Here is a 25052-nt window from a genome sequence, read left to right on the forward strand (position 1 = left end):
TTCCCCCTATATTAATTTCTCTGCTACATATGAAGCAAATACATCTAACGCTACTTCTTCTTGTCCGCCTGTTTCCATATCTTTCAAGTTAATGATGCCTTTATCTAGCTCATCTTCCCCTAATACAGCTACGTATTTCGCATTTAAACGATCTGCTGATTTAAATTGTGCTTTCATTTTGCGATCTAAATAATCTTTTTCAACTGATAATCCAGCTTTACGAAGATCGAACGCAACTTTTGCAGCACGGTCTTTCGCTTTTTCACCAAGTGCTACAACGTAACAATCAATACTATGTTCAATTGGTAACTCAATATTTTCAGCCTTCAGCGCCATAATTAAACGCTCAATACTCATCGCAAAACCAATACCTGGCATTTCCGGTCCACCGATTTCTTGTACAAGTCCGTTATAACGGCCACCGCCACTTAATGTTGTGATAGCACCGAAACCTTCTGCCTCACTCATAATTTCAAAAACAGTGTGTTGGTAGTAGTCTAAACCACGTACTAAATTCGGATCTTTTTCAAATGGAACATCCATCATCGTTAGTAGTTCTTGTACTTTGTCGTAGTATACTGCTGAATCTTCGTTTAAGTATTCTGTAATAGATGGTGCTGTGCTCATTAATTCATGATTACGGTCCTTCTTACAGTCTAAAATACGAAGAGGGTTCTTTTCTAAACGAGATTGGCAATCAGCACAGAACTCTCCGATGCGCGGCTCAAAGTGAGCAATTAACGCATCACGGTGTGCTTGACGACTCGCTGCATCACCTAAGCTATTTAATACAACTTTAATATTTTTTAAGCCCATGCCGCGATAAAACTCTACAGCAAGTGCAATTACTTCTGCATCAATTGCTGGATCGTTACTACCAATTGCTTCAATACCGAATTGTACGAATTGACGATAGCGACCTGCTTGTGGTCTTTCGTAACGGAACATTTGACCGATATAGTATAATTTCGTTGGTTGTGTTGCATCACCGAACATTTTATTTTCAACGTAAGAACGTACAACAGGTGCAGTACCTTCTGGACGTAATGTTAAACTACGCTCTCCACGGTCTTGGAATGAATACATTTCTTTTTGTACGATATCTGTCGTATCACCAACACCACGTAAAAATAGCTCTGTATGTTCAAAAATTGGTGTGCGAATTTCTTTATAATTGTAACGACGGCAAATTTCGCGCGCTTGCCCTTCGATATACTGCCATAACTCTACATTACCTGGAAGAATATCTTGCGTTCCGCGTGGGATTTGAATAGACATATTCAGTTCCTCCTCAAATTGTTTTAATCTTAATAAAAATAAAAAAACTCCCGCCGCTACTGTTTGAACAGTAGGGACGAGAGTATTATACCCGTGGTGCCACCCTAATTGAAGCACGTATGCTTCCACTTTTTTAATAACGCTTAAATTTGCGTTCATCTCTACTAAGCGTATACGCCTTTCAAGTTGAAACCTACAGAGTGTCATTCAATCAGTCATCATGTAGAAATGTTTTCAGCCTAGGACATTTCTTCTCTTTCCATGTGTATCTCATTTACTCTCCTCTATCAACGGTTATATTCATATGTAAATATAAAATTACTATACGTTTGTTGAGTAGGATTGTCAAGTGCTCTAAGAGCGCTCAATTTGCTTCTTTAGTCGCTTTACATCTTGAAGTGAAATCCCAAACTCCGAAGCAAGCTCCATTGAAGTATTGTTTTGTTCTTTTGAAATAAAATCATGTAAATTTACGTTAAACAGTTGATTTGCACCATTTGTAACAGAATGTCCTTTTTCATTCATACGCATACGTATATCCCTCACATTCAATATGGATGTTTTACTTTTTATTGTTCCATATTGATGGGGTAGTTATACATATCCGAAACAGCTATTGATTCCAAATAAACATAAGAATGCTATTAACAATAATAACCATAGCCAATCCACTCGCAAGCATAGGATGCTTCAAATGACACAACGCCCAATCCAAAAACGATAATTTCTAACAATATATGTAAGGTGCCTTGTACTTCCCACTCTGCGTGTGGTCCTTCAAATAATGCCCATATGACAGCAACAATAATCGGAAGAATAATCGCAAGTGTAATTTTTATAGCCGTTATTGTTCCTATCCGAAATCCCCAGTACCCAACAACCCCAAGAACACATAACTCTAACATGAAACGTAAAGCTATATTGAATTCTTGAAGCATACTACACCTTTTATTCCCCTTTACAATCATCCTATGTTAAATGAACAAAACATAAAACAATGTATAAAAAAGAGAGGATCATATAATCCTCTCTTCTTGGGCAACACTATTTACTTTCTACAATTAAGGTCACCGGACCATCATTGATTAAAGAAACGTCCATCATTGCTCCGAACTGTCCTGTCTCCACATGTAGTCCTTGTTTACGAACTTCTTCATTAAAGAAATCATATAAACGCTCTGCGTAATCAGGTTTCGCAGCATCCATAAAGTTTGGACGTCTTCCTTTACGGCAATCTCCGTATAATGTAAATTGCGAAATTGATAGAACTTGTCCTTCTACATCAAGTACTGAATGGTTCATCTTTCCGCTCTCATCTTCAAAAATACGTAGGTTTGCAATTTTTTCTGCAATATACGTTGCATCTTTTTCTGTATCTTCATGCGTAATGCCAACTAGTAATGTTAAACCGAATGGAATTTGTCCTACAATCTCACCATCTACTGTGACAGACGCTTCCTTTGATCGTTGTAAAACAACTCTCATCTTTTCTACACTCCCTATTAATGCATCATGCGTCGTACGGCATAAATTTCTGGAACACGTTTAATGCGCTCTACTACTTTTTTCAAGTGCTGTAAGTTTCGAATAGAGATCGACATATTAATCGTTGCCATCTTATTACGATCACTTCTACCGGAAACGGCTGAGATATACGTCTTCGTTTCTGTAACAGCTTGTAATACTTCATTTAATAAACCACGACGATCATAGCCTGAAATTTCAATATCAACATTGTATTCAATTTCTTTTTCAGGGCTACCTTCCCAATCTACTTCTAGTAAACGCTCTACCGCTTCTTCTGTATGCACATTGACGCAATCGCAACGGTGAATTGATACGCCTCGACCTTTCGTAATATACCCAACAATATCATCGCCTGGAACTGGGTTACAGCATTTTGATAAACGAATTAACAAATTATCTGCACCACTTACCTTTACACCAGAATCCCATTTTCGAATTTTCATCGGTTTACGAACTTCTTTAACTTCAACGATTTCTTCTTCTTCACGTTGTTTACGGAACTTGTCCGTTAGTCGCGTAACAATTTGTGCAGCTGTAATTCCGTTGTATCCAACTGCTGCAAACATATCTTCTTCATTTGCAAAGTTAAACTTCTCAGCAACACGTTTTAAATTATCAAGTGCTAATACTTCTTTCATCTCATACTCTAAGCCACGCACTTCTTTTTCAACAAGTTCACGGCCTTTTTCAATATTTTCATCTCTACGTTGCTTCTTAAAGAATTGACGTATTTTATTTTTCGCATGAGATGTTTGAGCTAGCTTTACCCAATCTTGACTTGGGCCATACGAATGTTTCGATGTTAAAATTTCAATGATGTCACCAGTTTTCAGCTTATAATCAAGTGTCACCATTTTCCCGTTTACTTTTGCACCAATTGTTTTGTTTCCAATTTCCGAATGGACACGATATGCAAAATCAATTGGGACAGAGCCAAGAGGTAATTCCATTACATCGCCTTTCGGTGTAAAGACAAATACCATATCAGAGAACAAATCAATTTTTAATGATTCCATAAACTCTTCTGCATTAGAAGCTTCATTTTGCCATTCTAATATTTGACGGAACCATGTTAGTTTCTTCTCTAATGTACCCGTTGTTTCAGCCGCTTTACCTTCTTTATACGCCCAATGTGCCGCAATCCCGAATTCTGCAATTTCGTGCATTTCTTTCGTGCGAATTTGCACTTCAAGCGGATCACCTTTCGGCCCAATTACAGTCGTATGAAGAGATTGATATAGGTTTGCTTTCGGCATTGCAATATAATCCTTAAAACGACCCGGCATTGGCTTCCAGCACGTATGAATAATTCCAAGTACCGCATAACAATCTTTAATACTATTTACCACGACACGTACAGCTAATAGATCATAAATTTCATTAAATTGTTTATTTTGCAATGCCATTTTACGATAAATACTGTAAATATGCTTTGGTCTTCCAGAAATCTCAGGTTGAATTGCAACTTCTTTTAATTTCTCACGAATACCAGTCATTACTTCATCTAAATATTCTTCACGCTCTGCACGTTTACGCTTCATTAAATTCACAATACGATAATATTGCTGCGGGTTTAAATAGCGAAGTGACGTATCCTCTAACTCCCATTTAATAGTACTAATTCCGAGTCTATGTGCTAAAGGTGCAAAGATTTCTAACGTTTCATTTGCAATGCGACGCTGCTTCTCTTGAGGCAAATGTTTCAATGTACGCATATTATGAAGACGGTCAGCTAGTTTAATTAAAATAACTCGAATATCTTGAGCCATTGCGATAAACATTTTGCGATGGTTTTCGGCTTGTTGCTGCTCGTGAGATTTATATTTAATCTTTCCAAGCTTTGTAACACCGTCAACAAGCATAGCGATTTCTTTATTAAATTCCCGTTCAATATCTTCTAATGTAATTTCTGTATCTTCCACTACATCATGCAAGAAACCTGCCGATACTGTAGATGGATCCATGTGTAAATCAACTAAAATACCTGCAACTTGAATTGGGTGAATAATATATGGTTCACCCGATTTTCTATATTGTTCGCTATGTGCATCACGCGCATATTCATAGGCACGTGCCACTAGCTCAATATCTTCATCCGCTAAATATTGACTTGCTTTCTCGAGTACCTGTTCAGCTGTTAGTACTTGCTCATTTGCCATCGAATCACCTTTTATTGAAAATTGACTTTATCTTTATTAAGTAGAATAAATTATATTCTATCATTATAACCCAATGATTGTGAATTGTGAAAAGGAAAAGATTTTACTGACATTTCACCATGTTTTTTTGTGTAATTATACAAAAGTACCCGCTCCTCTCCAAGAGATTCACGGGTACTTTTTATCACCGTAGTTTTACCTATATAGTGATTAGTATTTTTCTAATACTAATACATCGTAACCATCTAGCATTTTACGACCATCTAAGTAAGTAAGCTCTACTAAGAATGCAATTCCTGCTACAACTCCGCCAAGTTCTTCAACTAGCTTAATTGTCGCTTCAATTGTTCCGCCTGTAGCTAATAGATCATCTGTAATTAATACGCGTTGACCTGGTTTAATTGCATCTTTATGAATTGTTAAAACATCCGTTCCATATTCTTTACCGTAGTCAACTGTAATTACTTCACGTGGTAATTTCCCTAATTTACGAACTGGTGCAAATCCTACTTCTAATGCATAAGAAACAGGGCAACCGATAATAAAGCCACGTGCTTCTGGCCCTACTACAACGTCGATATCTCTTTTTTTGGCATACTCAACGATTGCATCTGTTGCTGCTTTGTATGCTTTACCGTCGTTCATTAAAGGGGTAATGTCTTTAAACACAATACCTTCTTTTGGATAATCCGGTACAATTGCGATATGTTGCTTGAAATCCATATTTCTGAATCCTCCTCAGATATAAAAGGTTTGTAAATACAAATCCTTTACCCTAACTGTTCTACTTATTTATGATTACGAATCGTTTCAAACCATGTATATAGTTGCTGATATGTGCTATAAACCAATTCTTTCTCTAATTGTAAGTGGTTCATTTTCTCACGATATGTGTTCGATTCAATTAAATCACGCTTTTGTTTTTGTTCTGCCATAAAAATGACACCGTCTTTTATTGTAACAAATTCTAACTCAAAAAACACCTGTGTCATGAAATTTACTGTATCTTTTGACCATCCTTTATGACGACATAGTTGTTCCCCATATTGTCTTAACGAAAATGGTGCTTTTTGACTCAAGAAAGAATAGTACCATTTAAAGTGTTCCCTCGTTGGAACCGTACTAAATAAATGATTATTCTCTTGATAAAATAGCGTGTAAATTCGAGCTGGGAAGCCAGCCTTAAATACATCACCTAATTCATCTGTTCCTTTCGGCAAATCAAGTAGCACAATGTATTGATCATCTAAATGAGTTACCTCTGATGCATGCACAAGCTGTTCTTTGTAGTCTTCTAAAGAAAATTTATTCAATACCTCTTCAGAAAAATACACCATCGTTATTTTTTCTTTCGGAAGTTCCGCTAAATTCGCTTCTGCATTTCGCATACTACGCCAGTCAAACAACTGCCAAGCCTCTACCGCAATATCTTGTACCATTAACTGCGGCTTCTTAAAGTTATTCCATTCATTAATGGATGCTTCTCCTACTACAGAAACTTTTGCAACTGGTGAAATTTCTTTCGCATATGCACCAAATCCAAATCCAATTGTATCTAGCGTTGCTTGTCCGTCCCGAAGAGCCATTTTTAAATGAGATCCGTCTGATCCAATTGCACGAATGCTTTCTAAATCAGCATCTTTCACCGCAATACGCGGTTTCGGATTTCCAACGCCAAACGGCGCTAACTTTTGCATCTCCTCAATTGCTGCAAGTGTTACATCCTCTACTTTACAAAATGCATCCACTGCTGTAATCGGAATAAAATCTTCTTCTGTTAAAATTACATCTGCTTGCTCATTTAACCTGCGTCTTAATTCATCCACATCGTTCATCTGCAGCGTCATTCCCGCCGCCATCGGATGACCTCCGAAATGCGGTAACAATTCACGGCAATCTGAAAGGTTTGCAAATAAATCAAATCCTGCAATACTACGTGCAGACCCTTTTGCTGTTTGCTTATCAGGATCAATACTTAACACAATTGTTGGACGATAATAACGCTCTACCAATTTAGAAGCGACAATTCCAATTACTCCTGGATTCCAACCTTCTTTTGCAAGTACTAGTACTTTATTTTCTTCAGGCGGAAATTTATTTTCGACTTCGGCGATAGCTTCTTCTGTAATTTGCTTTACAATATCTTTTCGAAGTGTGTTAAGCTCATCAATTTCTTCAGCTAGCTCTTTCGCTTCCTCTGGATCTTCTGATAATAGAAGGTGTACAGCAGGTGCTGCATCTTCCAAACGACCAACTGCATTAATACGAGGTGCGAGTAAGAATCCGATGCTTTCTTCAGTAATTTCACTTTGCGAAACGTTAGCAACTTTAAATAACGCCTTTAAACCGATATTTCGCGTCATTCGCATATGCTTCAGTCCACGCTGTACTAACAATCTATTTTCACCGTGAAGCGATACTAAATCGGCTACCGTACCAATTACTGCAATTTCCAATAAATGCTCTGGTACACGGCCCAAAAGTGCATGTGCAACTTTAAATGCAACACCAACACCCGCTAAATAATGAAACGGATAAACACCGCCCTCTAATTTCGGGTGAATAATCGCAAGCGCTTCTGGTAATTCTGGTGGTGGCTCATGGTGATCTGTAATAATAAGATCTATTCCAAGTTCCTTCGCTACCTTCGCTTCATGTACTGCTGCAATACCAGTATCGACAGTAATAATTAGCGAGAATCCTGCACTGTGCGCCCAACGAAACGCTTCTTCATTTGGCCCATAGCCTTCAGTAAAACGATTTGGAATATAAAACTCTACTTCTGCACCTAATTCTTGGAGAGCAAGATATAATACAGTCGTACTACTTACTCCGTCCGCATCATAATCGCCAAATATTAATATTTGTTCTCCATTTCCAATAGCTTTTTTCACACGTTCTACAGTCCGATCCATCCCTTCAAGTAAAAATGGATCGTGAAATTCTTGATCTGCTGTATTTAAAAAGTCTACAATCTTATCTTCTGTATTTAAGCCTCTGCCGAGAAATAATGAAGTCACAAGAGGTGATAGTTGCAATTTATTTGCTAATTCACTCACTAGTTCCTCATTATATTCTTTTTCTTTCCAACGCGTCTTCGGTTGTAACACGAAATCACCCCTTAACCTATCCATTATACAAGACAGATTAAGGGGTGACAATATAATGCAAACTACGATTCGACATCTATATAATTAAATATCCGTTATGTTTAATTTGGAGAATACGGATTAATATGTACAAAAACATTTTGTACGTTATCTTGTTTCATAAGTGTTTCTTTTACATGTTTTCCAATGCGGTGACCTTCTTCTACAGTGATATATGGATCTACAGATATTTTAATATCAACAATAACATAGTGGCCATGTTCCCTTGCATATAAAGAGCCTATCTTTTTCACACCTTCCACTTGAAAAACTGCTTCCCTAAGCGGAACAGCATCTTCTTCATGCAGAACATGATCGAGCGTTGCATGAATAGCTTCTGCTCCAATACTCCACGCCATCTTAGCAACGAGAATTGAAACAAATAATCCCGCAATTGGATCGGCATATACAAGCCAATCTATACCTAACTTACCGCCGATAATAGCTGCACAAATGCCGATTAAAGCTGCAATTGAAGAAAACACATCCGAACGATGTTCATATGCATTTGCAATAATTGCATCACTATTTATCCTCTTCCCTAATCGATATTTATACTGAAACATCCCTTCTTTCACTACAATCGAAAGAATAACTGCAAAAATTGTAATTCCTTTTGGTGGTTCTAAATCTTGTGAAAAAGCTTTTATAGACGAAATCGCTATCTCTATTCCAACAATAAATAATAATACCGCAACAATAATCGCTGAAATCGATTCCGCTTTACCATGACCATACGGATGATCTTCATCAGGCGGTTGCTTTGCTGCTCGTAATCCAAAAAGTACAGCTAACGAGCCAATTACATCTGATCCAGAATGCACCGCATCCGCTAAAAGTGCCTTACTGTTTCCAATATAACCAATTACCGCTTTTACAATCGCTAATATAATATTACCAACGATTCCGACAATAGCACCAAACTCGGCCTGTTTAAAACGTTCATCTTTTTCCATAATTAAAATCCCTTCTTTTCTTAACCTCTCTTTTTATCCCGCTTTAACGAGCAGTAAGACTCCCACTGATTAAAGTTTCACTTTATTGTAACAAAAACAAAGATAACATCACCACTTTCTTCCATTTACCCCCCTTAAAATAGGTGCTACTTTATTGTATCCGCAAACGAAAAAGAGATGCCTCATATAGAGACATCATCTTTTTATATGTTTTATTTTTTATACTTGCGGTTCAGATACTTCTTTCTCAACCTTCTTCTTGTTTTTGCCCTTTTTCAAACGGCGGTTTTCAAGCATTAACCAAATTTGAGAAGCAACGAAAATAGAAGAGTACGTACCTACAACTAATCCAATTAATAATGCAAGTGAGAAGTTACGCAGTGATTCACTACCAAAAATAAGTAGTGCGATTACTGGGAATAACACTGTTAACACTGTATTAATTGAACGACCAATTGTTTGACGAATACTTGCGTTTACGATTTCTTCTAGGTCTTTTATGTCGCGAACTCGTTTTTTCTGTTTGTATAACTCACGGTTTCTATCAAACGTAACGATTGAGTCATTGATAGAGTAACCAATAATCGTTAATACCGCAGCGATAAACGTTAAGTCTACCTCTATCTGGAAAAGACTAAATACAACAACCATAACGAATGCATCATGTAATAATGCGATTACTGCAGATACTGCGTACGTAAGACGGAAACGAATACTTACGTATAAAACGATTACTGCAGAAGCAATTAATACTGCGATAAATGCATTTCGTGCAATCTCTTTACCGATTGTCGGCGAAACTGTACTTACGTTTGGATCTGTACCATATTTATCGTGGAAGAATGTTTTTGTTTTCGCAATTTCATCTTTCGATAGAACACCTAATGTACGAACTGCGAAACCTTTATTATCATTACCAGTCGGTACAATATTTTCTTCTTTCACATCAATCTTCAGTTCGTTGAAGTCTTTATGAACGTCAGACACAGTAAGTGCTTGTTTTGATTGCAAGTCAATACGTGTACCACTTGCAAAGTCAATACCAAGATTCATTTTGAAAATCGGTAATATAATTGCCCCAGCAATTACGACTGCAATTGAGAATAAGAAAAATTTATGACCGATATTTACGAAGTTAATACGATCAAATTTAGTTGGTGGATGTACTACACCTTTTGTTAATGGAATAATATCCTTTTCCTTAACACCAAAGTAAGATGGTTTTTTATCGAAGTAACGACTCTTTACAAGTAAACCTAGTAAGAAACGAGTACCGAATACGTTCGTAATGAAACCGACTAAAATACTTACAATTAAACTTGTTGCGAATCCTTTTACAGAGCTATTACCGTAAGCGAATAAAACACCCGCTGCTGCAATAGTTGTAATGTTCGCATCTAAAATTGTCGATAATGAACGATGGTTACCAGCACGGAATGCTGAAATCATCGACTTACCAATTTTAAGCTCTTCCTTCAATCTCTCGTACGTAATGATATTCGCATCAACTGCGATACCAACCCCGAGCACTAATGCCGCAATACCTGGCAACGTAAGAACTGCATGCATCCAGTTAAAGACAAGTAATGTAACGAAAATGTATAAACCTAACATAACAACCGCTACAATCCCTGGTAAACGGTAGAATACAAGCATGAATAAGAAGATAATAGCAATACCGATCGCACTAGCGAAAATCGTTTGCTCTAATGCTTGTTGACCAAATTTCGCTCCAACAGATGTTGAATACATTTCTTTTAAATCAACAGGAAGTGCACCTGCATTTAATAAAGATGAAAGTTCTTTCGCACTTTCAACTGTAAAGTTTCCACCTACGATAGATACTTCAGCTTGGTTAAATACTTGGCTTACTGTTGCTGCTGATAAATACTTCGGATTCTGTTTTGCATTCTGTTTTGCAGCTTCTGCTTTATACGAATCTTTTCCTTCTTCAAAATCAAGCCAAATTACCATCAAATTCGTTGGTGGTGGCATTTTTGAAATCTTTTCAGTTACTTCACGGAATTTATCAGCACTTTTTAGTGTAAGACCTACGCTCGCACGGCCTTGCTCGTCAAATGTTTGCTTTGCTCCGCCGCCTTTTAAATCCGCTCCATCCATAAGAAGGTTGTCATCCACATCACGGAATGTTAATTTCGCTTGTGTTGATAACATTTCGCGTGCTTTTTGCTGATCTTGTACACCAGCAAGCTGTACACGAATTCGATCTTCTCCTTCGATTTGAATGTTCGGCTCACTTACACCGAGAACATTGACACGATTTTCAAGAGCACCTACTGTACTTACAAGTGCATCACGATCGATTTTATCACCTTTTTTGGCTGGTTTTACTTCATACAGAATTTCAAAACCACCGCGAAGGTCTAGTCCTAGACTAATTCCTTTTGCTATGTCTTTTCCTGCCGCACCAATTACTCCACCAATTAATAAAACGATGAGGAAAAAGGCGGCAATTCTTGTACCACGCTTTGCCATATGTACCCTCTTTCTGCTACTAACACTTTAAATAAATCAATCGATTCACTTACAATAGACAAATTCCACACCTATGCGCCTGTCTAGTTAGTAGACTTCCTTTCTGTAAATTCCAGTGTTTTTTACTAGCTCACTACTAGCCATATAGGTAAACTTTCAGCTCTGTGCTTTATTCGTACAAACACACCCTATATCGGATTACATATTATTATTTTCCCTTTCACTACCTCCTTTACTTAAAATCTCTGACATAATTAATTCCTCTTTATCAATACCTATCATTATACTGCAAAAGGAAGAACAAACCAATTACAGTCGGTTATTTATTTTCATATTCATCAAACGACCAAAGTGGCGCTTGATATGCTTCAACAGTTAAATAATTCATATATTCATTAGTACTTACTCTTAATACATCATTTACTAATTCATATAACCTAACATCACTGTCTATCTTTTTCCACTTTTTCGCCTTGAGAAACTTCCAAATATCATTATCTGTCACTCGGTCGTAACCGAACAACTGAAACTCTTCTACTTTACTTTCTAAAACGACTTGTAACTGTCCGCGGTATGATTCTACCAAAGCCTCTTTATCCAACATATATAAACATCTCCTTCTTATTTCAGCACGAAAAGTCGCTTTTAATCCCGCTCTAATGGACAGTAATAACTTCTTTCAAGAGTACCATTCACACTTTACTCTCTTAAATGCTTGTCATTCTTGTCTCATACGTGCATATAAATTATTGTAAATCATTCCATTGATTTTGAGAAGGTAGGAGAAGAGTATGACGAGACAAAGCTTTTTAAAAGGTGCATTTATTTTAATGATAGCTGGCTTTATTACAAAAATCCTTGGATTTATTAACCGCATTGTAATGGCACGTATTTTAGGCGAAGAAGGCGTTGGCCTTTATATGATGGCTGTCCCCACCTTCATTTTAGCAATTACGCTAACACAAATTGGCCTGCCTGTTGCAATCGCAAAATTTGTAGCAGAAGCGGAAGCGGTGAACGATAAACAAAGAGTTAAAAAAATATTAACTGTCTCGCTAGCCGTTACATCCATTATTAGTATCATTTTAACAATTGGGATTATGCTACTCACACCTATTTTAGCAAAAACATTATTAACAGATGAAAGAACTTACTATCCATTAATGGCTATTTTACCTGTCGTCCCTGTTATTGCAGTTTCTTCCGTTTTACGTGGTTATTTCCAAGGGAAACAAAATATGAAGCCGAGCGCTTATGCTCAAGTCATAGAACAAGTTGTCCGCATTACAATTATCGCTGTATGCATTCGGTTATTTTTACCTTACGGCGTAGAATATGCCGCAGCCGGTGCCATGCTATCAGCTGTTCTTGGCGAAGTTGCATCTTTATTATTTTTACTTACTTTATTCCAACGCGAAAAACATTTATCTATACGCTCTGGATTTTTCACTACTGTCAAGGAGAGCAAAAATACATTTTATTCCCTTATGGACATTGCTTTACCAACTACAGGAAGCCGTTTAATTGGTTCCGTTTCTTATTTCTTTGAACCTATCGTCGTTATGCAAAGCTTAGCGATCGCCGGAGTTGCTGCTTCTGTCGCAACTCAGCAATACGGTATATTAAACGGATATGCGTTCCCGCTTCTATCACTGCCAGCCTTTATTACATATGCTCTTTCTACAGCACTCGTCCCATCAATTAGCGAGGCAATGGCAAAGAGACAACACAAATTAGTGGAACACCGATTACAACAAGCACTTCGAATTTCCTTAATAACCGGCGGATGGTCAGTCGTTATATTATATGTATTTGCTTCTCCAGTTTTAACTCTCATGTACGGCTCAGACAACGCGACAGCGTTCATTCAGCTTCTTGCACCTTGCTTTTTATTTCATTATTTCCAAAGTCCCCTTACATCTGTGTTGCAAGCTTTAAACTTAGCACGCGCTGCTATGATGAACACCTTTATTGGCGCCATCGTAAAATTAATCGTTATTTTCGCACTCGCTTCACGCCCAGAGTTCCAAATGATGGGCGTTGCCCTCGCCATCGCAGCAAATATAGTAACCGTAACATTCCTTCACTACGCCACTGTTTTAAAGAAAATTGCATTTACCATTTACGCAAAAGACTATATTTTCGGTGGAATTACTATCGGGATTGCTGGTACCTTCGGTTTTTATCTTCATAAGCATATCGTTTTTTCTCATTCACTTGGCGTACAAACATTATGGGAAATCACCTTAACAACAATCGTTTATATTGTTCTCCTCTTCGTTTTCAAACTCATTCGAAAAGAAGAATTAAGTCGTCTCCCTATCATTCGAAAACTTTCATTTTTGAAGTAAACTGGCTTGCCATTCAAAATGGTAAGCCTCTACTTTTCTTTCAAATCAACAAAAAATTGCCCATTTTGAAAACTACAATATAAAATCTGTTTCACATCTTTATAACCTAAGTTATTCAGTTTCTCAACGAGCCATTCATCTGTATGTTCGATCATTTGCAAATGATTGTATTGAATTTCTCCATCAATAATTAGTGGGAGTGTAAAAATTGGTGTATCATTTTTACTCTTTTTACTCTTTTTACTTTTTTGTTTTTGAAAGACAGATAACTTTCCAGATGCTTCTAAAATAGCGTATTCTACATCACGCACATCTCCGATTCCTTGCTCACGTAGTTGCATCAATAGATCATCCATGTTATATCGCTGCTTCCGCATCTTTTTTTCATCAATTTTACCTGCATTCACAAGAATCGCAGGCTCCCCTTCTATTAAATGCCGAAAACGCTGAAACTTTAAAGAAATGACCGACAAAACGATTTGTATACACATAAGAAAAGTCATTGGAACTAATTGATGCCAAAGTGATTTATCTGTATTTTCAATTGCCACTACAGCCATTTCACCGAGCATAATGAATACAACCAAATCTAATACACTTAATTCTCCAATTTCACGTTTACCCATAAGACGAAAAATAATTAAAATGATTGTATACAAAAGCATTGTTCGTCCGATTATTGATACCCATTCCATTTCTACATCCCCTTTTTTTACTTATAGGCTCCCCTACAAAAAAGAAACTAGTCTAACTTAAACAAAATGAAAATATGCTTGTATTAAAAAGGGGGAATGCATAATGGATGGAACGAAAAAATTATCGAGCGCAATCGGCTTCGGTATTATTACCCTATTAATCCTCGCATCTATTACAAGTATGATCATGGCTCTTTTATTAAAATTCACGAATATTAATGAAGGGACATTAGTAATTACTATTTTTATACTAGCACTTCTATCTATGCTTATGTCTGGATTTATTGCTGGTAAAAAGGCACAAGGAAAAGGTTGGTTAGTAGGTTTCACTACAGGACTCACATTCACTCTTCTCGTCTTTCTCGTTAACTATTTAGGCTTCTCTCAAACTTTATCGAACTCACAGTTACTCTACCAATTAGCATTAATGGGTGCGAGTACACTCGGAGGTATTTTCGGTGTAAATATGTCAAAACAAAATAAGTGAACTACCCGCCACTTAGTATCTCTTACGAGCTTACTTGAAGTGGGGGCTTCTCGGTTCATCGTTACTTTTGATAGCTAACGAATTTGTCTTAAGACAGCCGAGCTAACTCCCTTGTTCCAAAGGTTTGTTGCTATTTATGCCAACGCTAATAAGCGTATGGCTTCTTTTTTGATATTGATAGCTGCATTATAATCACGACTTATTGTTAGTCCACACGAGCACTCATATGTTCTTTCAGATAGTGACATTTCTTTTTTGTTTCCACAACAACTACACATCTTTGTAGAAGGAAACCATTTATCTATTTTTACAAGCTGTTTTCCTTGATCTTGTAGCTTATATGCTAAAAATGTCGTGAACATCCTCCAACCGTTGTCCGCAACACTTTTACCAAAGCGAAGTGCTCGTGACATTCCTTTCATATGTAAGTCTTCTATGGCTACAACGTCAAAATGAGTAGCCAATTCTTTAGACTTGTGATGAAGGAAATTTTTACGTTGATTGGCGACCTTTTCATGCAATTTAGCTACAAGGATGCGTTGTTTATTCCAACGCGCTGAATCTTTCACACGTTTTGCTAATACTCGTTGCGCCTTTGCTAATCGGTCTAACATCTGACGATAAAAGCGAGGATAACCGGCTTTCTCATCTTCGCTACTCACGTACAATTCAGCCATTGCAAAGTCTAATCCAACTACACTTTCTACTTCTTTTTGAATGATTTCCTTTTCATATTCAGTCAAAACAGACACATAATACTTACCGGTTGGTGTCATCGAAATCGTGCATGATTTAATGATATGGTTTTGCGGAATCTCCCTATGTTGCTTTAGTCGCACTAATTTCAGTTTCGGTAATTTGATATAACCATGAAATAACATAATATTCCCGTTGACTCTATTCGTTGTATAAGATTTTCTACTTTTTCTACTTTTGAATGTAGGAAAATCACTTTGCCCACTAAAAAAATTCTTATAGGCAGTTTGCAAGTTTAGTTGAGCATTTGCCAACGCTAATGAATCGACTTCTTTCAACCATTCATACTCCACTTTGTATTTTGCAGGAGTAGGGAATTTTTGTTTCTTCAGTTCTTCCTTGTTCTCTTTGTACTTTTCGTATACTTCTTTCCGTTCAGTCAGCATTTTGTTATACACAAAGCGTACACACCCGAAAGTTTTACGTATCAAATTTGCTTGTTCTTCTGTTGGATACAGACGAAATTTGTACGCCTTATTATGCTTTGTCATATCCGTTCATCTCACCTTTCGCCTTCATTTCCCATAAACGGTTCTACTTTATCTATGGCGGTGATAACACAACATGAACACTGCATGATTATCTACTTTCATTGTTATACCAAACTTTACCTCTTATAAGGCTGATTATAGCAGAGGCGAAATAAATAGGAAAACCAATTTTTTGGCTACGCCAAACCGAAATTCATCTCCCACCTACCGTTGGACTATCGTCCTTCACACGCTTGAGGAAGGAGACTTATTTCGGATAATGCGTAAAAAAAGGCCCTGCACATTTCATGCAGGGCCTTCATCATTAGTTTTTCACAACTTCACGAATCGCATTGCGATCGAAAGTTAAGTGTGAACCACCAGATTTAACAACGATTGAAGTTTCATCTACTGATTCGATTGTACCGTGTAAGCCACCGATTGTTACGATAGCATCACCTTTTTTGATTTCATTTTGCATTTGAGCAACTGCTTTTTGACGCTTTTGCTGCGGGCGAATTAATAAGAAATAGAAAATCGCAAACATCGCAACAATCATAACGATATTCATCATACCTGGATTCATCTTGTGTTCCTCCTTTTAAATTATGTATTAGAAGTTTTTAGCATTCGGTTTATTAAAGCCATACTGTTCAAAGAACTCTTCGCGGAAATCGCCAAGACGGTCTTCACGAATAGCTTGTCTCACCTGCTCCATTAAGTTTAACAGAAAATGAAGGTTGTGATAAGACGTTAAACGAATTCCGAACGTTTCATCACATTTCATTAAGTGACGAATATACGCACGAGAGTAATTTTTACATGTGTAACAATCACAGTTTGGATCAAGCGGACCGAAGTCTCTAGCAAATTTCGCATTTTTCACAACTAAACGACCTTCACTTGTCATACATGTACCATTTCGAGCGATACGAGTTGGAAGTACACAGTCAAACATATCAACACCGCGAATTGCACCATCAATTAACGAGTCAGGAGAACCTACTCCCATTAAGTAACGGGGTTTATTATCTGGAAGAAGTGGTGTTGTAAACTCAAGAACACGATTCATAATATCCTTCGGCTCACCAACAGATAGACCGCCTATAGCATAGCCAGGGAAGTCCATTGAAACAAGATCTTTCGCACTTTGGCGACGAAGCTCTTCAAACTCCCCGCCCTGCACAATACCGAATAAACCTTGGTCTTGTGGACGTTCATGCGCCTTTAGGCAACGCTCTGCCCAGCGGCTTGTACGCTCTACAGACTTCTTCATGTATTCAAAAGTAGCAGGGAACGGTGGACACTCATCAAATGCCATCATGATATCTGAACCTAATGCATTTTGAATTTCCATCGCTTTTTCTGGTGATAAGAATAATTTATCTCCATTTAAGTGGTTACGGAAATGAACACCTTCTTCTTCAATACGGCGGAAGTCACTTAAGCTAAATACTTGGAAACCACCAGAATCCGTTAAGATTGCACGATCCCAGTTCATAAACTTATGCAAGCCACCTGCTTCACGAATAATTTCGTGGCCTGGACGTAGCCATAAATGATACGTATTGCTTAAAATAATGCCAGAATCCATCGCTTTTAATTCTTCTGGTGACATCGTTTTAACTGTTGCAAGTGTACCAACTGGCATAAATGTTGGTGTATCAAATGAACCGTGTGGCGTATGCACTCGACCTAAACGCGCACCCGTTTGTTTACAAGTTTTAATAAATTCATACCGAATTGCTGTCATAATTTACTCCTTTTATTTGTTTCTCATTTTAGCGTGAGATGCAACGAACATCGCATCACCAAAGCTAAAGAAACGATATTTTTCTTTTACTGCTTCATTATAAGCATGAAGTACATTATCTCTATTTGAAAATGCACTTACAAGCATAATTAATGTTGATTTCGGCAAATGGAAGTTTGTAATTAAACCATCAATTGCTTTAAACTCATATCCTGGGTACATAAAAATATCTGTCCAGCCAGAAGCGGCGCAAAGCTTACCACTATGATCTGTCGCAATCGTTTCTAACGTACGAGTTGATGTCGTACCTACAGTAATAATACGTCCGCCATTCTCTTTCACACGATTTAATAGGGCAGCAGTCTCTTCAGACATATGGTAATACTCTGCGTGCATATGATGCTCTTCAATCGTATCTGCAGAAACTGGTCTAAATGTTCCAAGTCCTACATGGAGTGTAATGAATGCTAATTGAACGCCTTTTTGCTTCAATTTCTCGAGTAACTCTTCTGTAAAGTGAAGTCCAGCCGTTGGTGCTGCTGCTGAACCGATCTCCTTCGCATATACCGTTTGATAACGATCGCGATCTTCTAGCGTCTCTTTAATATATGGAGGAAGTGGCATTTCTCCAAGTTCGTCTAAAATTTCATAAAAGATGCCGTCATATGAAAACTCAAGTTGACGCCCACCTTGATCTGCTGTTCCAATGCAAGTTGCTTTTAACTTTCCTTCACCAAAAGAGATGACAGTTCCCTCTTTTATACGCTTCGCTGGCTTTACAAGCGTTTCCCACTTATCGCCTTCTTCTTGTTTCAAAAGAAGTACTTCAATGTGTGCACCTGTATCTTCTTTCACACCGTGCAAGCGAGCAGGCATAACTTTCGTTTCATTTAAAACTAAGCAATCCCCCTCATGTAAGTAAGAAAGAATGTCCGTAAAATGTTTATGCTCAATATCTCCTGTTTCACGGTCTAACATCATCAATCTTGATGTTTCACGCTCTTCAAGCGGAATTTGTGCAATGAGCTCTTCTGGTAAATGAAAATCAAACAGATTAATATCCATAACTGTATCCACCTATTTCTTATTTGAATCGATTTATTATATACATAATAAAAGATAATGCAATACTTAACACAATACAGGTAATGATAGGAAAATAAAAGGTAACGTTTCCTTTTTTCACAAAAATATCGCCTGGAAGCCTTCCAATGAACTTCCAAGCTAATCCAACAACAATGAGTAAAATACCCGCTGTAATAAGCAGCTTTGGCATCTCCGTCATACTTTTGGCATCTCCATTCCGAAATGCTCATATGCGAGCGGTGTTACGATCCGGCCTCTTGGCGTTCTTTGTAAAAAGCCAATTTGTAATAAATACGGCTCATACACATCTTCAATCGTATGCGATTCTTCTCCAATCGTTGCTGAAACGGTTTCTAATCCAACTGGACCACCGCGGAACTTTTCAATAATACCAAGCAGTAATTTATGATCGATATGATCAAGTCCTAATTTATCTACTTGTAATAGTTCTAACGCCATTTGTGTAATTTCCATCGCAATCGTTCCGTCACTGCGAACTTGCGCGAAGTCACGTACACGTCGTAATAGACGATTCGCAATACGAGGTGTACCACGGGCACGTCTTGCAATTTCTAATGCAGCTAACGAATCTATTTCAACTTCAAACACTTCCGCTGTACGTTCTACAATCGCAGAAAGCTGATCTACTGTATAGTACTCTAATCGTGAAAGTACACCAAAACGGTCACGAAGTGGTGCTGATAATGCACCTGCACGCGTCGTTGCCCCAACTAGCGTAAATGGAGGTAAGTCTAGACGTACAGAGCGAGCTGACGGTCCTTTCCCAATAACGATATCAAGGCAAAAGTCTTCCATCGCTGGGTATAACACTTCTTCAATAGATCTATGCAAACGATGAATTTCATCAATAAATAATACATCCCCAGGCTGAAGTGCTGTTAATACAGCCGCTAAATCTCCTGGTCTTTCAATTGCGGGACCTGACGTTGTTCGAATGTTAACACCCATTTCATTGGCAATAATATTCGCAAGCGTCGTTTTACCAAGTCCAGGTGGTCCATATAAAAGTACGTGATCTAACGTTTCTTCACGCATTTTCGCCGCTTCAATAAACACTTCTAAATTATGTTTCGCTTTATCTTGGCCAATATACTGACGGAGCGTCTGTGGCCGTAATGAATACTCTAAATCCGCATCTTCGTATCCAGATTCCCCTGAAAGGAGACGTTCGTCCATTATACTCACCTCTTACCATTTAGTAACAGACTAAGTGCCTTTTTAATATACTGATCCGTTGTAAGTGATTCTTTTAATAATTCTGGTACAACGCGAGAAACTTCTCTCTCCGCGTAACCAAGTGCTCTTAGTGCTTCAAGCGCCTCATCAAGCTCAGTTGATGAACCTTTCTTCTGATCAAAACTTTCGACATCTGAGAATAGATCAACAAATGCATCTGGTACGACATCTGCCAGTTTTCCTTTTAAGTCTAAAATCATTTGGCGTGCCGTTTTCTTTCCGACACCTGGGAATTTCACTAAAAACTTCTCATCTTCATGTTCAATCGCTTGAACAACCTGTCCTGTTTGACCAGAAGCTAAAATTGCAAGAGCGCCTTTCGGTCCAATGCCCGATACACCTAACAATTTTGTAAATAATGAACGCTCTTCACGTGTTTTAAATCCGTAAAGTGCCATAATATCTTCTCTCACATAATGATATGTATAGACACGAATTTCTTGCTTACTTCTTTGAAATACATACGGATTTGGTGTGAAAATTTGATAACCAATTCCATTATGATCAATTACGACATATTCCGGTCCTACATACTCCACGTAACCTGTAACATATTCAAACAAAATACGATCTCTCCCTCTCAAATCATGTATTCCATTTTAACATATTTAACAAGAGAAAAGCGAGACTACCCCAACAAACGTTCCCTATTTGGAATTTCCGTTTTTTTCTATTGACATAAAGACAGAAAGAACATTACTATACAGAAGTCGATAATGATTATCAATACTAATTAAAGGGGTTACATCGGGATGAAACGCAAATTATCTATTTTATTTACTATCATGCTAGTTGTTCTTTCTATTGTTGGCTGTTCTTCTCAAAAAGAAGAATCAAAAACAAAAGAACAACCGAAAACGAAAGTTGTAAAACACGCTAAAGGGGAAGCAACAATTCCAGTTAATCCAAAGAGAATTGTTGACTTATCTGGATCAACAGAGGAATTATTAATCCTTGGACATAAACCTGTTGGCACAGCAAACACATATAAAGATAAAATCCAAAATCACTTAACAGACAAGCTAGACGGAGTAAAAGCAGTCGGCTGGTACTGGGCACCTAAAGTTGACCTAGAGGCTGTTACTGCTTTAAAACCAGACTTAATTATTTTAAACAATCGTCAATTGAAAATTTATGATCAACTAGAAAAAGTTGCACCGACAGTTGTTCTAGAAACAAATCTAGAAGACTGGCGCGGTAAGTTTAAAGAAGTAGGTAAACTATTTGACGAAGAAAAGAAAGCAGACAAATGGATTGCAGACTACGATAAAAAAGCAGATTCTTTATCTAAAAAAATTATAGAGAAAACAAAAGATGAGAACTTTATGTTCGTTGCAGTTACACCACAAAACTTCCGTGTATACGGTAGCTTCGGATACGGTGACATCATCTTTAACGACTTAAAACTTCCAGCAACAAAAGGTACAGATTTAAAACAAACGATGGCACAAGTATCACTAGAAGGGCTTGTTGCATTCCAGCCTGATCAAATGTTCATTGTAAACTTCGGCGGCGAAGCTGATAAAGCGTACGAAGACTATAAGAACAGCGCTGTTTGGAAAGATAATAAAGCAGTAAAAAACAATCACGTATATGAAGTATCAAACGAAGTCTTCAATACGAAAGCATTCAATCCAATCGGAAAAGACATGCTAATTGATGAAATCGCAAAACAAATTTTAGCTAAGAATAAATAAGAAAAAAAGCAGCTCACCCTGAGCTGCTTTTTTTCTTATTTTGCACTGCGTACTGCTTCATTTTTTCGATTGTCTTTACAAAACCTTCTTTTGATTTTATGCGAATACCACGTTTCAATTTCGCACGCTCATAACTTTCAAGCTTTTTCATATCAATTTGAAAGAAGGAATGGATCGCGTTATCACTTTTCGGTACCCCTTTGAAAATTTGCAATATCCCTTCCTCTGAAACACCAAAATAACCGCTCGTTTTCAGTAAAGGAGAAATATCATCAACTTTCTTTTGTAATACGATTTGCACATCATCACGATCAACAAGTTGCCACTCTTTATATTGCTGTAAAAACTTTTCTAAATCCGCTACTTTTTCTGTAAATATTTCTTCACTTACTTCGCCATCAACATACATACGCTCTAATAAAATTGTAACTTGAGGTTCTTTTTCCGTTACTTCTGCCCTCACATCGGATCCATAAGCTAAGCAAAACATCATAACGAAAGCTTGCAATGCAATTAGTATCCATTTCATTTCCGTTCACCTCTTCTAGGCAAAATCATACTTTCATTTGTAGCTTTTCCGGAAATGGGGGTTTTATCCATATAAACAATAGCATTAAATTTCTAAGGAAAATAAAAAATGCAGATAAGGGTTAATCCTCATCTGCATGTATCATTTACTTTTATATAAAATGAAAGACGCCTGCAAAGCAGGCGTCTTGATGCGTTTACGGCGAGAAACCAGGCGACCACATTCGCGTGTTTAGCACTTAAGCATATCTCTCGACTTACGTAAATTAGCTCATCGCTTTGCTAATATAACATTAATAAGATAGAAGCGCAACATGTTTCTAAACATATTTTTCTTCCTCTTTTCATCCAATCGAAATTTATGTAAATTATAAATTGATTAGTGTAATATATACATTACAATTAATGCTATAAATATAAACAGGAGATGGATATTGTGAAAAAAATAAAGGATGAACGTCTCATTCTTCAAACATTAAAAAATATACGTATTGTCTTTATTTTTCAATACATTGGCGTAATTGGAATTTTAGGCTATATCGGATTCACTGAAGGAATTGATCAAATTACGAAATCTCCATTGTGGCTATTATTTATGCTTACGAGTATTTTACTTGCTTATTTACAGTTAAGCGTTTCAATTGATGTGGAAGAAGGCAAAAAGGAAATAAAATTAACTCCTTATTACAAGCTTGTCTTACGCTCTCTTATTGTAGGAACTATTATGATTATTATTTATATCATTTTCAGTCCAGAAAGACCTCTGTTTGAAGCACTTCTAACAGGTAGTGTTTTCTTCATATGCTTTTTAGTTTCTTATTCCATTAGTTATTTCATCAAAAAACGTCGTTTACAAGATGAAGAAGAATAAAGAGGAAGGGCTAAGCCCCTCCTCTTTTGTTTTGCTATCGCACTGTACCAGTTAATCCATAACGAATATCTCGGAACATATTTGTTATGTCACGATTAAAATCGTTTGTAACTGTGCCGTTACGTAGACGTGTACTCATTGCATCCACACGAGTAAACATGTCATTTCTTACAGAAACATAAACATTTCTATTTCCAACTTCATTCGCAACAGCTTGACGAATTTCGTTTGCCATTGCTGTTTCATCTGTCGCTGAATTACGTGGCTTTACCGCAATCGCTACATCGTTTCCATATACAACTGTAGAAACTCGATCTACGTTATTCATACGTTTTACACGATTCGTAATTTTCTCCGCAGTTTTACCATCATTGTTAATGTATGAATTGTTCATTGTAATATTACGAGTTGGGTGCGGATTAGCAATTTGCCCATTATAATTTACATCACGATAATAGTTGGATCCTGCGTCATTACGACCGTTTCTATATGTTACATAATCTGTAGAACGATCGTTACGCGTTACATTATCATTATATCGGTGTGTATCATTATAAGATGTACGCTCGTAATTATAGTTACGTCCATCCATCGCATTATTATCTTTTGGTGTACCACATGCAGCTAATGCACTGGTAACTAACAAAGAAGCAGCAATAACTTTTACTTTCGTATTCAATACAAAACCCCCCCTTGTTAGAATGAACTTCTCTTTCGAAAAGCTCCCCCTTATGATGAGTAACAGAGAGGTTTTTTACACTGTTAATATTTCACTAGGAATTTTCTAGCACTTAATGTAAATTCACCATATTCCTGACTATCACGAATACAAAAAAGGCGGGAATAACCCCACCTTTTTTAAACTTCCTCTTCATCCTCTTCTTCTGAAACTGGTTCTCCAAATACATTTGGTGGATCTGGCTGATAATACATCGTTCCTGGCTGCGGTGCATATGCTGGCTGAGTCGGTTGATAATATAAAGGATTGGCGTATTGTGGTCCACCCGGTTGCGGACTATATAACCTACTCTCTCCTCCGCATCCACAATCTTCTTCCCCTTGCACGAGTGGTGGCATATTATTATCCATTGGCATCATATTTGGATTTGGCATAGAAGTATATTGTGGCGGCATTTGATTGTATGGATTTTGTTGCTGATAATGCGGATATGGCGGCATCATTGGCTGTTGATACGGCATTTGATATGGCATCATATTCGGTGGTTGGTTGTTATCCATTATTGGCATCATGTTCGGCATTTGATTGTTATCCATTATTGGCATCATGTTCGGCATTTGATTGTTATCCATTATCGGCATCATGTTCGGCATTTGATTGTTATCCATTATCGGCATCATGTTTGGCATTTGATTGTTATCCATTATCGGCATCATGTTCGGCATTTGATTGTTATCCATTATTGGCATTATGTTCGGTATTTGATTGTTATCCGTTATCGGCATCATGTTTGGCATTTGATTGTTATCCATTATCGGCATCATGTTTGGCATTTGATTGTTATCCATTATCGGCAT

General features: G+C 37.3%; 23 protein-coding genes, 2 pseudogenes and 1 other annotated feature. Of the genes and pseudogenes, 4 read left to right on the forward strand and 21 right to left on the reverse strand.

The annotated features are described in order from the left end of the window. Positions 1-6: 6 nt before the first annotated feature. The 10 genes and pseudogenes from hisS to MR071_RS03035 all read right to left on the reverse strand — a co-directional run bounded on the left by hisS (position 7) and on the right by MR071_RS03035 (position 12169). Positions 7-1278 carry a histidine--tRNA ligase gene (hisS, locus tag MR071_RS02990; RefSeq protein WP_105584756.1) on the reverse strand — a complete coding sequence of 424 codons (1272 nt, stop codon included), beginning with the start codon at positions 1276-1278 and terminating at the stop codon, positions 7-9. Between the two features lie 69 nt (positions 1279-1347). Next, positions 1348-1578 (reverse strand) — a binding site (T-box leader). Positions 1579-1632: 54 nt separating this feature from the next. Continuing rightward, positions 1633-1809, reverse strand: coding sequence for a hypothetical protein (locus MR071_RS02995; RefSeq protein ID WP_002015300.1), 177 nt, complete (start codon positions 1807-1809; stop codon positions 1633-1635). An 82-nt stretch (positions 1810-1891) separates the two neighbouring features. Beyond that, positions 1892-2216: pseudogene (locus tag MR071_RS03000) on the reverse strand (YrdB family protein). Positions 2217-2322: 106 nt separating this feature from the next. Further along, positions 2323-2763, reverse strand: a complete 441-nt coding sequence (locus MR071_RS03005) for a D-tyrosyl-tRNA(Tyr) deacylase (protein ID WP_098777243.1) — start codon at positions 2761-2763, stop codon at positions 2323-2325. 17 nt (positions 2764-2780) lie between these two features. Beyond that, a complete protein-coding gene (gene relA / locus MR071_RS03010; RefSeq protein ID WP_105584402.1) occupies positions 2781-4964 on the reverse strand; it encodes a GTP diphosphokinase in 2184 nt (727 codons plus the stop codon). A gap of 210 nt (positions 4965-5174) precedes the next feature. Continuing rightward, complete coding sequence (locus tag MR071_RS03015; RefSeq protein ID WP_000346222.1) at positions 5175-5687, reverse strand: adenine phosphoribosyltransferase; 513 nt, start codon at positions 5685-5687, stop codon at positions 5175-5177. A 65-nt stretch (positions 5688-5752) separates the two neighbouring features. Beyond that, complete coding sequence (recJ, locus tag MR071_RS03020) at positions 5753-8074, reverse strand: single-stranded-DNA-specific exonuclease RecJ (protein WP_242234816.1); 2322 nt, start codon at positions 8072-8074, stop codon at positions 5753-5755. Positions 8075-8175: 101 nt separating this feature from the next. Continuing rightward, positions 8176-9069, reverse strand: a complete 894-nt coding sequence (locus MR071_RS03025; RefSeq protein ID WP_002160383.1) for a cation diffusion facilitator family transporter — start codon at positions 9067-9069, stop codon at positions 8176-8178. 219 nt (positions 9070-9288) lie between these two features. Beyond that, positions 9289-11565 (reverse strand): protein translocase subunit SecDF, encoded by a 2277-nt coding sequence (gene secDF, locus MR071_RS03030; protein WP_242234818.1) that lies wholly within the window; start codon positions 11563-11565, stop codon positions 9289-9291. A gap of 319 nt (positions 11566-11884) precedes the next feature. Continuing rightward, entirely contained in the window at positions 11885-12169 is a 285-nt protein-coding gene (locus tag MR071_RS03035) for a post-transcriptional regulator (RefSeq protein ID WP_002015311.1), read from the reverse strand. A 187-nt stretch (positions 12170-12356) separates the two neighbouring features. Between MR071_RS03035 and spoVB the strand changes: the two genes are divergently transcribed. Further along, complete coding sequence (gene spoVB, locus MR071_RS03040; protein ID WP_105584399.1) at positions 12357-13916, forward strand: stage V sporulation protein B; 1560 nt, start codon at positions 12357-12359, stop codon at positions 13914-13916. Between the two features lie 29 nt (positions 13917-13945). Here spoVB and MR071_RS03045 read toward each other — a convergent pair whose 3' ends face one another. Next, positions 13946-14611 (reverse strand): DUF421 domain-containing protein, encoded by a 666-nt coding sequence (locus MR071_RS03045; RefSeq protein WP_242234820.1) that lies wholly within the window; start codon positions 14609-14611, stop codon positions 13946-13948. A gap of 103 nt (positions 14612-14714) precedes the next feature. On the opposite strand from MR071_RS03045, the gene MR071_RS03050 reads away from it, so the two are divergent. Beyond that, positions 14715-15098: a TIGR04086 family membrane protein gene (locus tag MR071_RS03050; RefSeq protein ID WP_105584397.1), complete on the forward strand. Its 384-nt coding sequence runs from the start codon at positions 14715-14717 to the stop codon at positions 15096-15098. A gap of 134 nt (positions 15099-15232) precedes the next feature. On the opposite strand, the gene MR071_RS03055 is transcribed toward MR071_RS03050, so the two are convergent. From MR071_RS03055 to ruvA, 7 genes are all read right to left on the reverse strand, one after another. Beyond that, on the reverse strand, positions 15233-16345 hold the full coding sequence (locus MR071_RS03055) for a transposase (protein ID WP_242234822.1): 1113 nt from the start codon (positions 16343-16345) through the stop codon (positions 15233-15235). A gap of 304 nt (positions 16346-16649) precedes the next feature. Further along, the gene (yajC, locus tag MR071_RS03060; protein WP_087982119.1) at positions 16650-16910 is read right to left on the reverse strand and encodes a preprotein translocase subunit YajC; all 261 of its coding nucleotides are present in this window, start codon (positions 16908-16910) and stop codon (positions 16650-16652) included. Positions 16911-16937: 27 nt separating this feature from the next. After that, the gene (gene tgt, locus MR071_RS03065) at positions 16938-18077 is read right to left on the reverse strand and encodes a tRNA guanosine(34) transglycosylase Tgt (RefSeq protein ID WP_000125359.1); all 1140 of its coding nucleotides are present in this window, start codon (positions 18075-18077) and stop codon (positions 16938-16940) included. 12 nt (positions 18078-18089) lie between these two features. After that, the gene (gene queA, locus MR071_RS03070; protein ID WP_105584395.1) at positions 18090-19142 is read right to left on the reverse strand and encodes a tRNA preQ1(34) S-adenosylmethionine ribosyltransferase-isomerase QueA; all 1053 of its coding nucleotides are present in this window, start codon (positions 19140-19142) and stop codon (positions 18090-18092) included. Between the two features lie 19 nt (positions 19143-19161). Beyond that, positions 19162-19362, reverse strand: coding sequence for a DUF2905 domain-containing protein (locus tag MR071_RS03075; RefSeq protein WP_000138161.1), 201 nt, complete (start codon positions 19360-19362; stop codon positions 19162-19164). Beyond that, a complete protein-coding gene (gene ruvB, locus MR071_RS03080; protein WP_000344470.1) occupies positions 19359-20360 on the reverse strand; it encodes a Holliday junction branch migration DNA helicase RuvB in 1002 nt (333 codons plus the stop codon). Before ruvB ends, MR071_RS03075 begins: the two co-directional genes overlap by 4 nt. A 5-nt stretch (positions 20361-20365) precedes the next feature. Next, positions 20366-20983, reverse strand: a complete 618-nt coding sequence (gene ruvA, locus MR071_RS03085) for a Holliday junction DNA helicase RuvA (RefSeq protein WP_105584393.1) — start codon at positions 20981-20983, stop codon at positions 20366-20368. A 189-nt stretch (positions 20984-21172) separates the two neighbouring features. Here ruvA and MR071_RS03090 point away from each other — a divergent pair, with 189 nt between their 5' ends. Then, positions 21173-22117: an iron-hydroxamate ABC transporter substrate-binding protein gene (locus tag MR071_RS03090; RefSeq protein ID WP_105584392.1), complete on the forward strand. Its 945-nt coding sequence runs from the start codon at positions 21173-21175 to the stop codon at positions 22115-22117. A 13-nt stretch (positions 22118-22130) separates the two neighbouring features. On the opposite strand, the gene MR071_RS03095 is transcribed toward MR071_RS03090, so the two are convergent. After that, positions 22131-22646, reverse strand: a complete 516-nt coding sequence (locus MR071_RS03095; RefSeq protein ID WP_242234825.1) for a BofC C-terminal domain-containing protein — start codon at positions 22644-22646, stop codon at positions 22131-22133. A gap of 426 nt (positions 22647-23072) precedes the next feature. Here MR071_RS03095 and MR071_RS03100 point away from each other — a divergent pair, with 426 nt between their 5' ends. Next, entirely contained in the window at positions 23073-23516 is a 444-nt protein-coding gene (locus tag MR071_RS03100; protein ID WP_105584390.1) for a branched-chain amino acid ABC transporter substrate-binding protein, read from the forward strand. A gap of 34 nt (positions 23517-23550) precedes the next feature. On the opposite strand, the gene MR071_RS03105 is transcribed toward MR071_RS03100, so the two are convergent. After that, positions 23551-24195 carry a YhcN/YlaJ family sporulation lipoprotein gene (locus MR071_RS03105; RefSeq protein WP_016106224.1) on the reverse strand — a complete coding sequence of 215 codons (645 nt, stop codon included), beginning with the start codon at positions 24193-24195 and terminating at the stop codon, positions 23551-23553. A 179-nt stretch (positions 24196-24374) separates the two neighbouring features. After that, a pseudogene (gene exsA / locus MR071_RS03110) lies at positions 24375-25052 on the reverse strand (spore coat assembly protein ExsA); the annotation flags it as partial.

Origin of the sequence: Bacillus cereus group sp. BfR-BA-01316 (assembly GCF_022664195.1) — a bacterium.
Taxonomy (GTDB): Bacteria; Bacillota; Bacilli; order Bacillales; family Bacillaceae_G; genus Bacillus_A.

Coding starts and splice junctions, on each gene's coding strand:
- hisS (WP_105584756.1), bottom strand. CDS start 1,278: ATGTCTATTCAAATCCCACGCGGAACGCAAGATATTCTTCCAGGTAAT.
- MR071_RS02995 (WP_002015300.1), bottom strand. CDS start 1,809: ATGCGTATGAATGAAAAAGGACATTCTGTTACAAATGGTGCAAATCAA.
- MR071_RS03005 (WP_098777243.1), bottom strand. CDS start 2,763: ATGAGAGTTGTTTTACAACGATCAAAGGAAGCGTCTGTCACAGTAGAT.
- relA (WP_105584402.1), bottom strand. CDS start 4,964: ATGGCAAATGAGCAAGTACTAACAGCTGAACAGGTACTCGAGAAAGCA.
- MR071_RS03015 (WP_000346222.1), bottom strand. CDS start 5,687: ATGGATTTCAAGCAACATATCGCAATTGTACCGGATTATCCAAAAGAA.
- MR071_RS03025 (WP_002160383.1), bottom strand. CDS start 9,069: ATGGAAAAAGATGAACGTTTTAAACAGGCCGAGTTTGGTGCTATTGTC.
- secDF (WP_242234818.1), bottom strand. CDS start 11,565: ATGGCAAAGCGTGGTACAAGAATTGCCGCCTTTTTCCTCATCGTTTTA.
- MR071_RS03035 (WP_002015311.1), bottom strand. CDS start 12,169: ATGTTGGATAAAGAGGCTTTGGTAGAATCATACCGCGGACAGTTACAA.
- spoVB (WP_105584399.1), top strand. CDS start 12,357: ATGACGAGACAAAGCTTTTTAAAAGGTGCATTTATTTTAATGATAGCT.
- MR071_RS03045 (WP_242234820.1), bottom strand. CDS start 14,611: ATGGAATGGGTATCAATAATCGGACGAACAATGCTTTTGTATACAATC.
- MR071_RS03050 (WP_105584397.1), top strand. CDS start 14,715: ATGGATGGAACGAAAAAATTATCGAGCGCAATCGGCTTCGGTATTATT.
- MR071_RS03055 (WP_242234822.1), bottom strand. CDS start 16,345: ATGACAAAGCATAATAAGGCGTACAAATTTCGTCTGTATCCAACAGAA.
- yajC (WP_087982119.1), bottom strand. CDS start 16,910: ATGAATCCAGGTATGATGAATATCGTTATGATTGTTGCGATGTTTGCG.
- tgt (WP_000125359.1), bottom strand. CDS start 18,077: ATGACAGCAATTCGGTATGAATTTATTAAAACTTGTAAACAAACGGGT.
- queA (WP_105584395.1), bottom strand. CDS start 19,142: ATGGATATTAATCTGTTTGATTTTCATTTACCAGAAGAGCTCATTGCA.
- MR071_RS03075 (WP_000138161.1), bottom strand. CDS start 19,362: ATGACGGAGATGCCAAAGCTGCTTATTACAGCGGGTATTTTACTCATT.
- ruvB (WP_000344470.1), bottom strand. CDS start 20,360: ATGGACGAACGTCTCCTTTCAGGGGAATCTGGATACGAAGATGCGGAT.
- MR071_RS03090 (WP_105584392.1), top strand. CDS start 21,173: ATGAAACGCAAATTATCTATTTTATTTACTATCATGCTAGTTGTTCTT.
- MR071_RS03095 (WP_242234825.1), bottom strand. CDS start 22,646: ATGAAATGGATACTAATTGCATTGCAAGCTTTCGTTATGATGTTTTGC.
- MR071_RS03100 (WP_105584390.1), top strand. CDS start 23,073: ATGGATATTGTGAAAAAAATAAAGGATGAACGTCTCATTCTTCAAACA.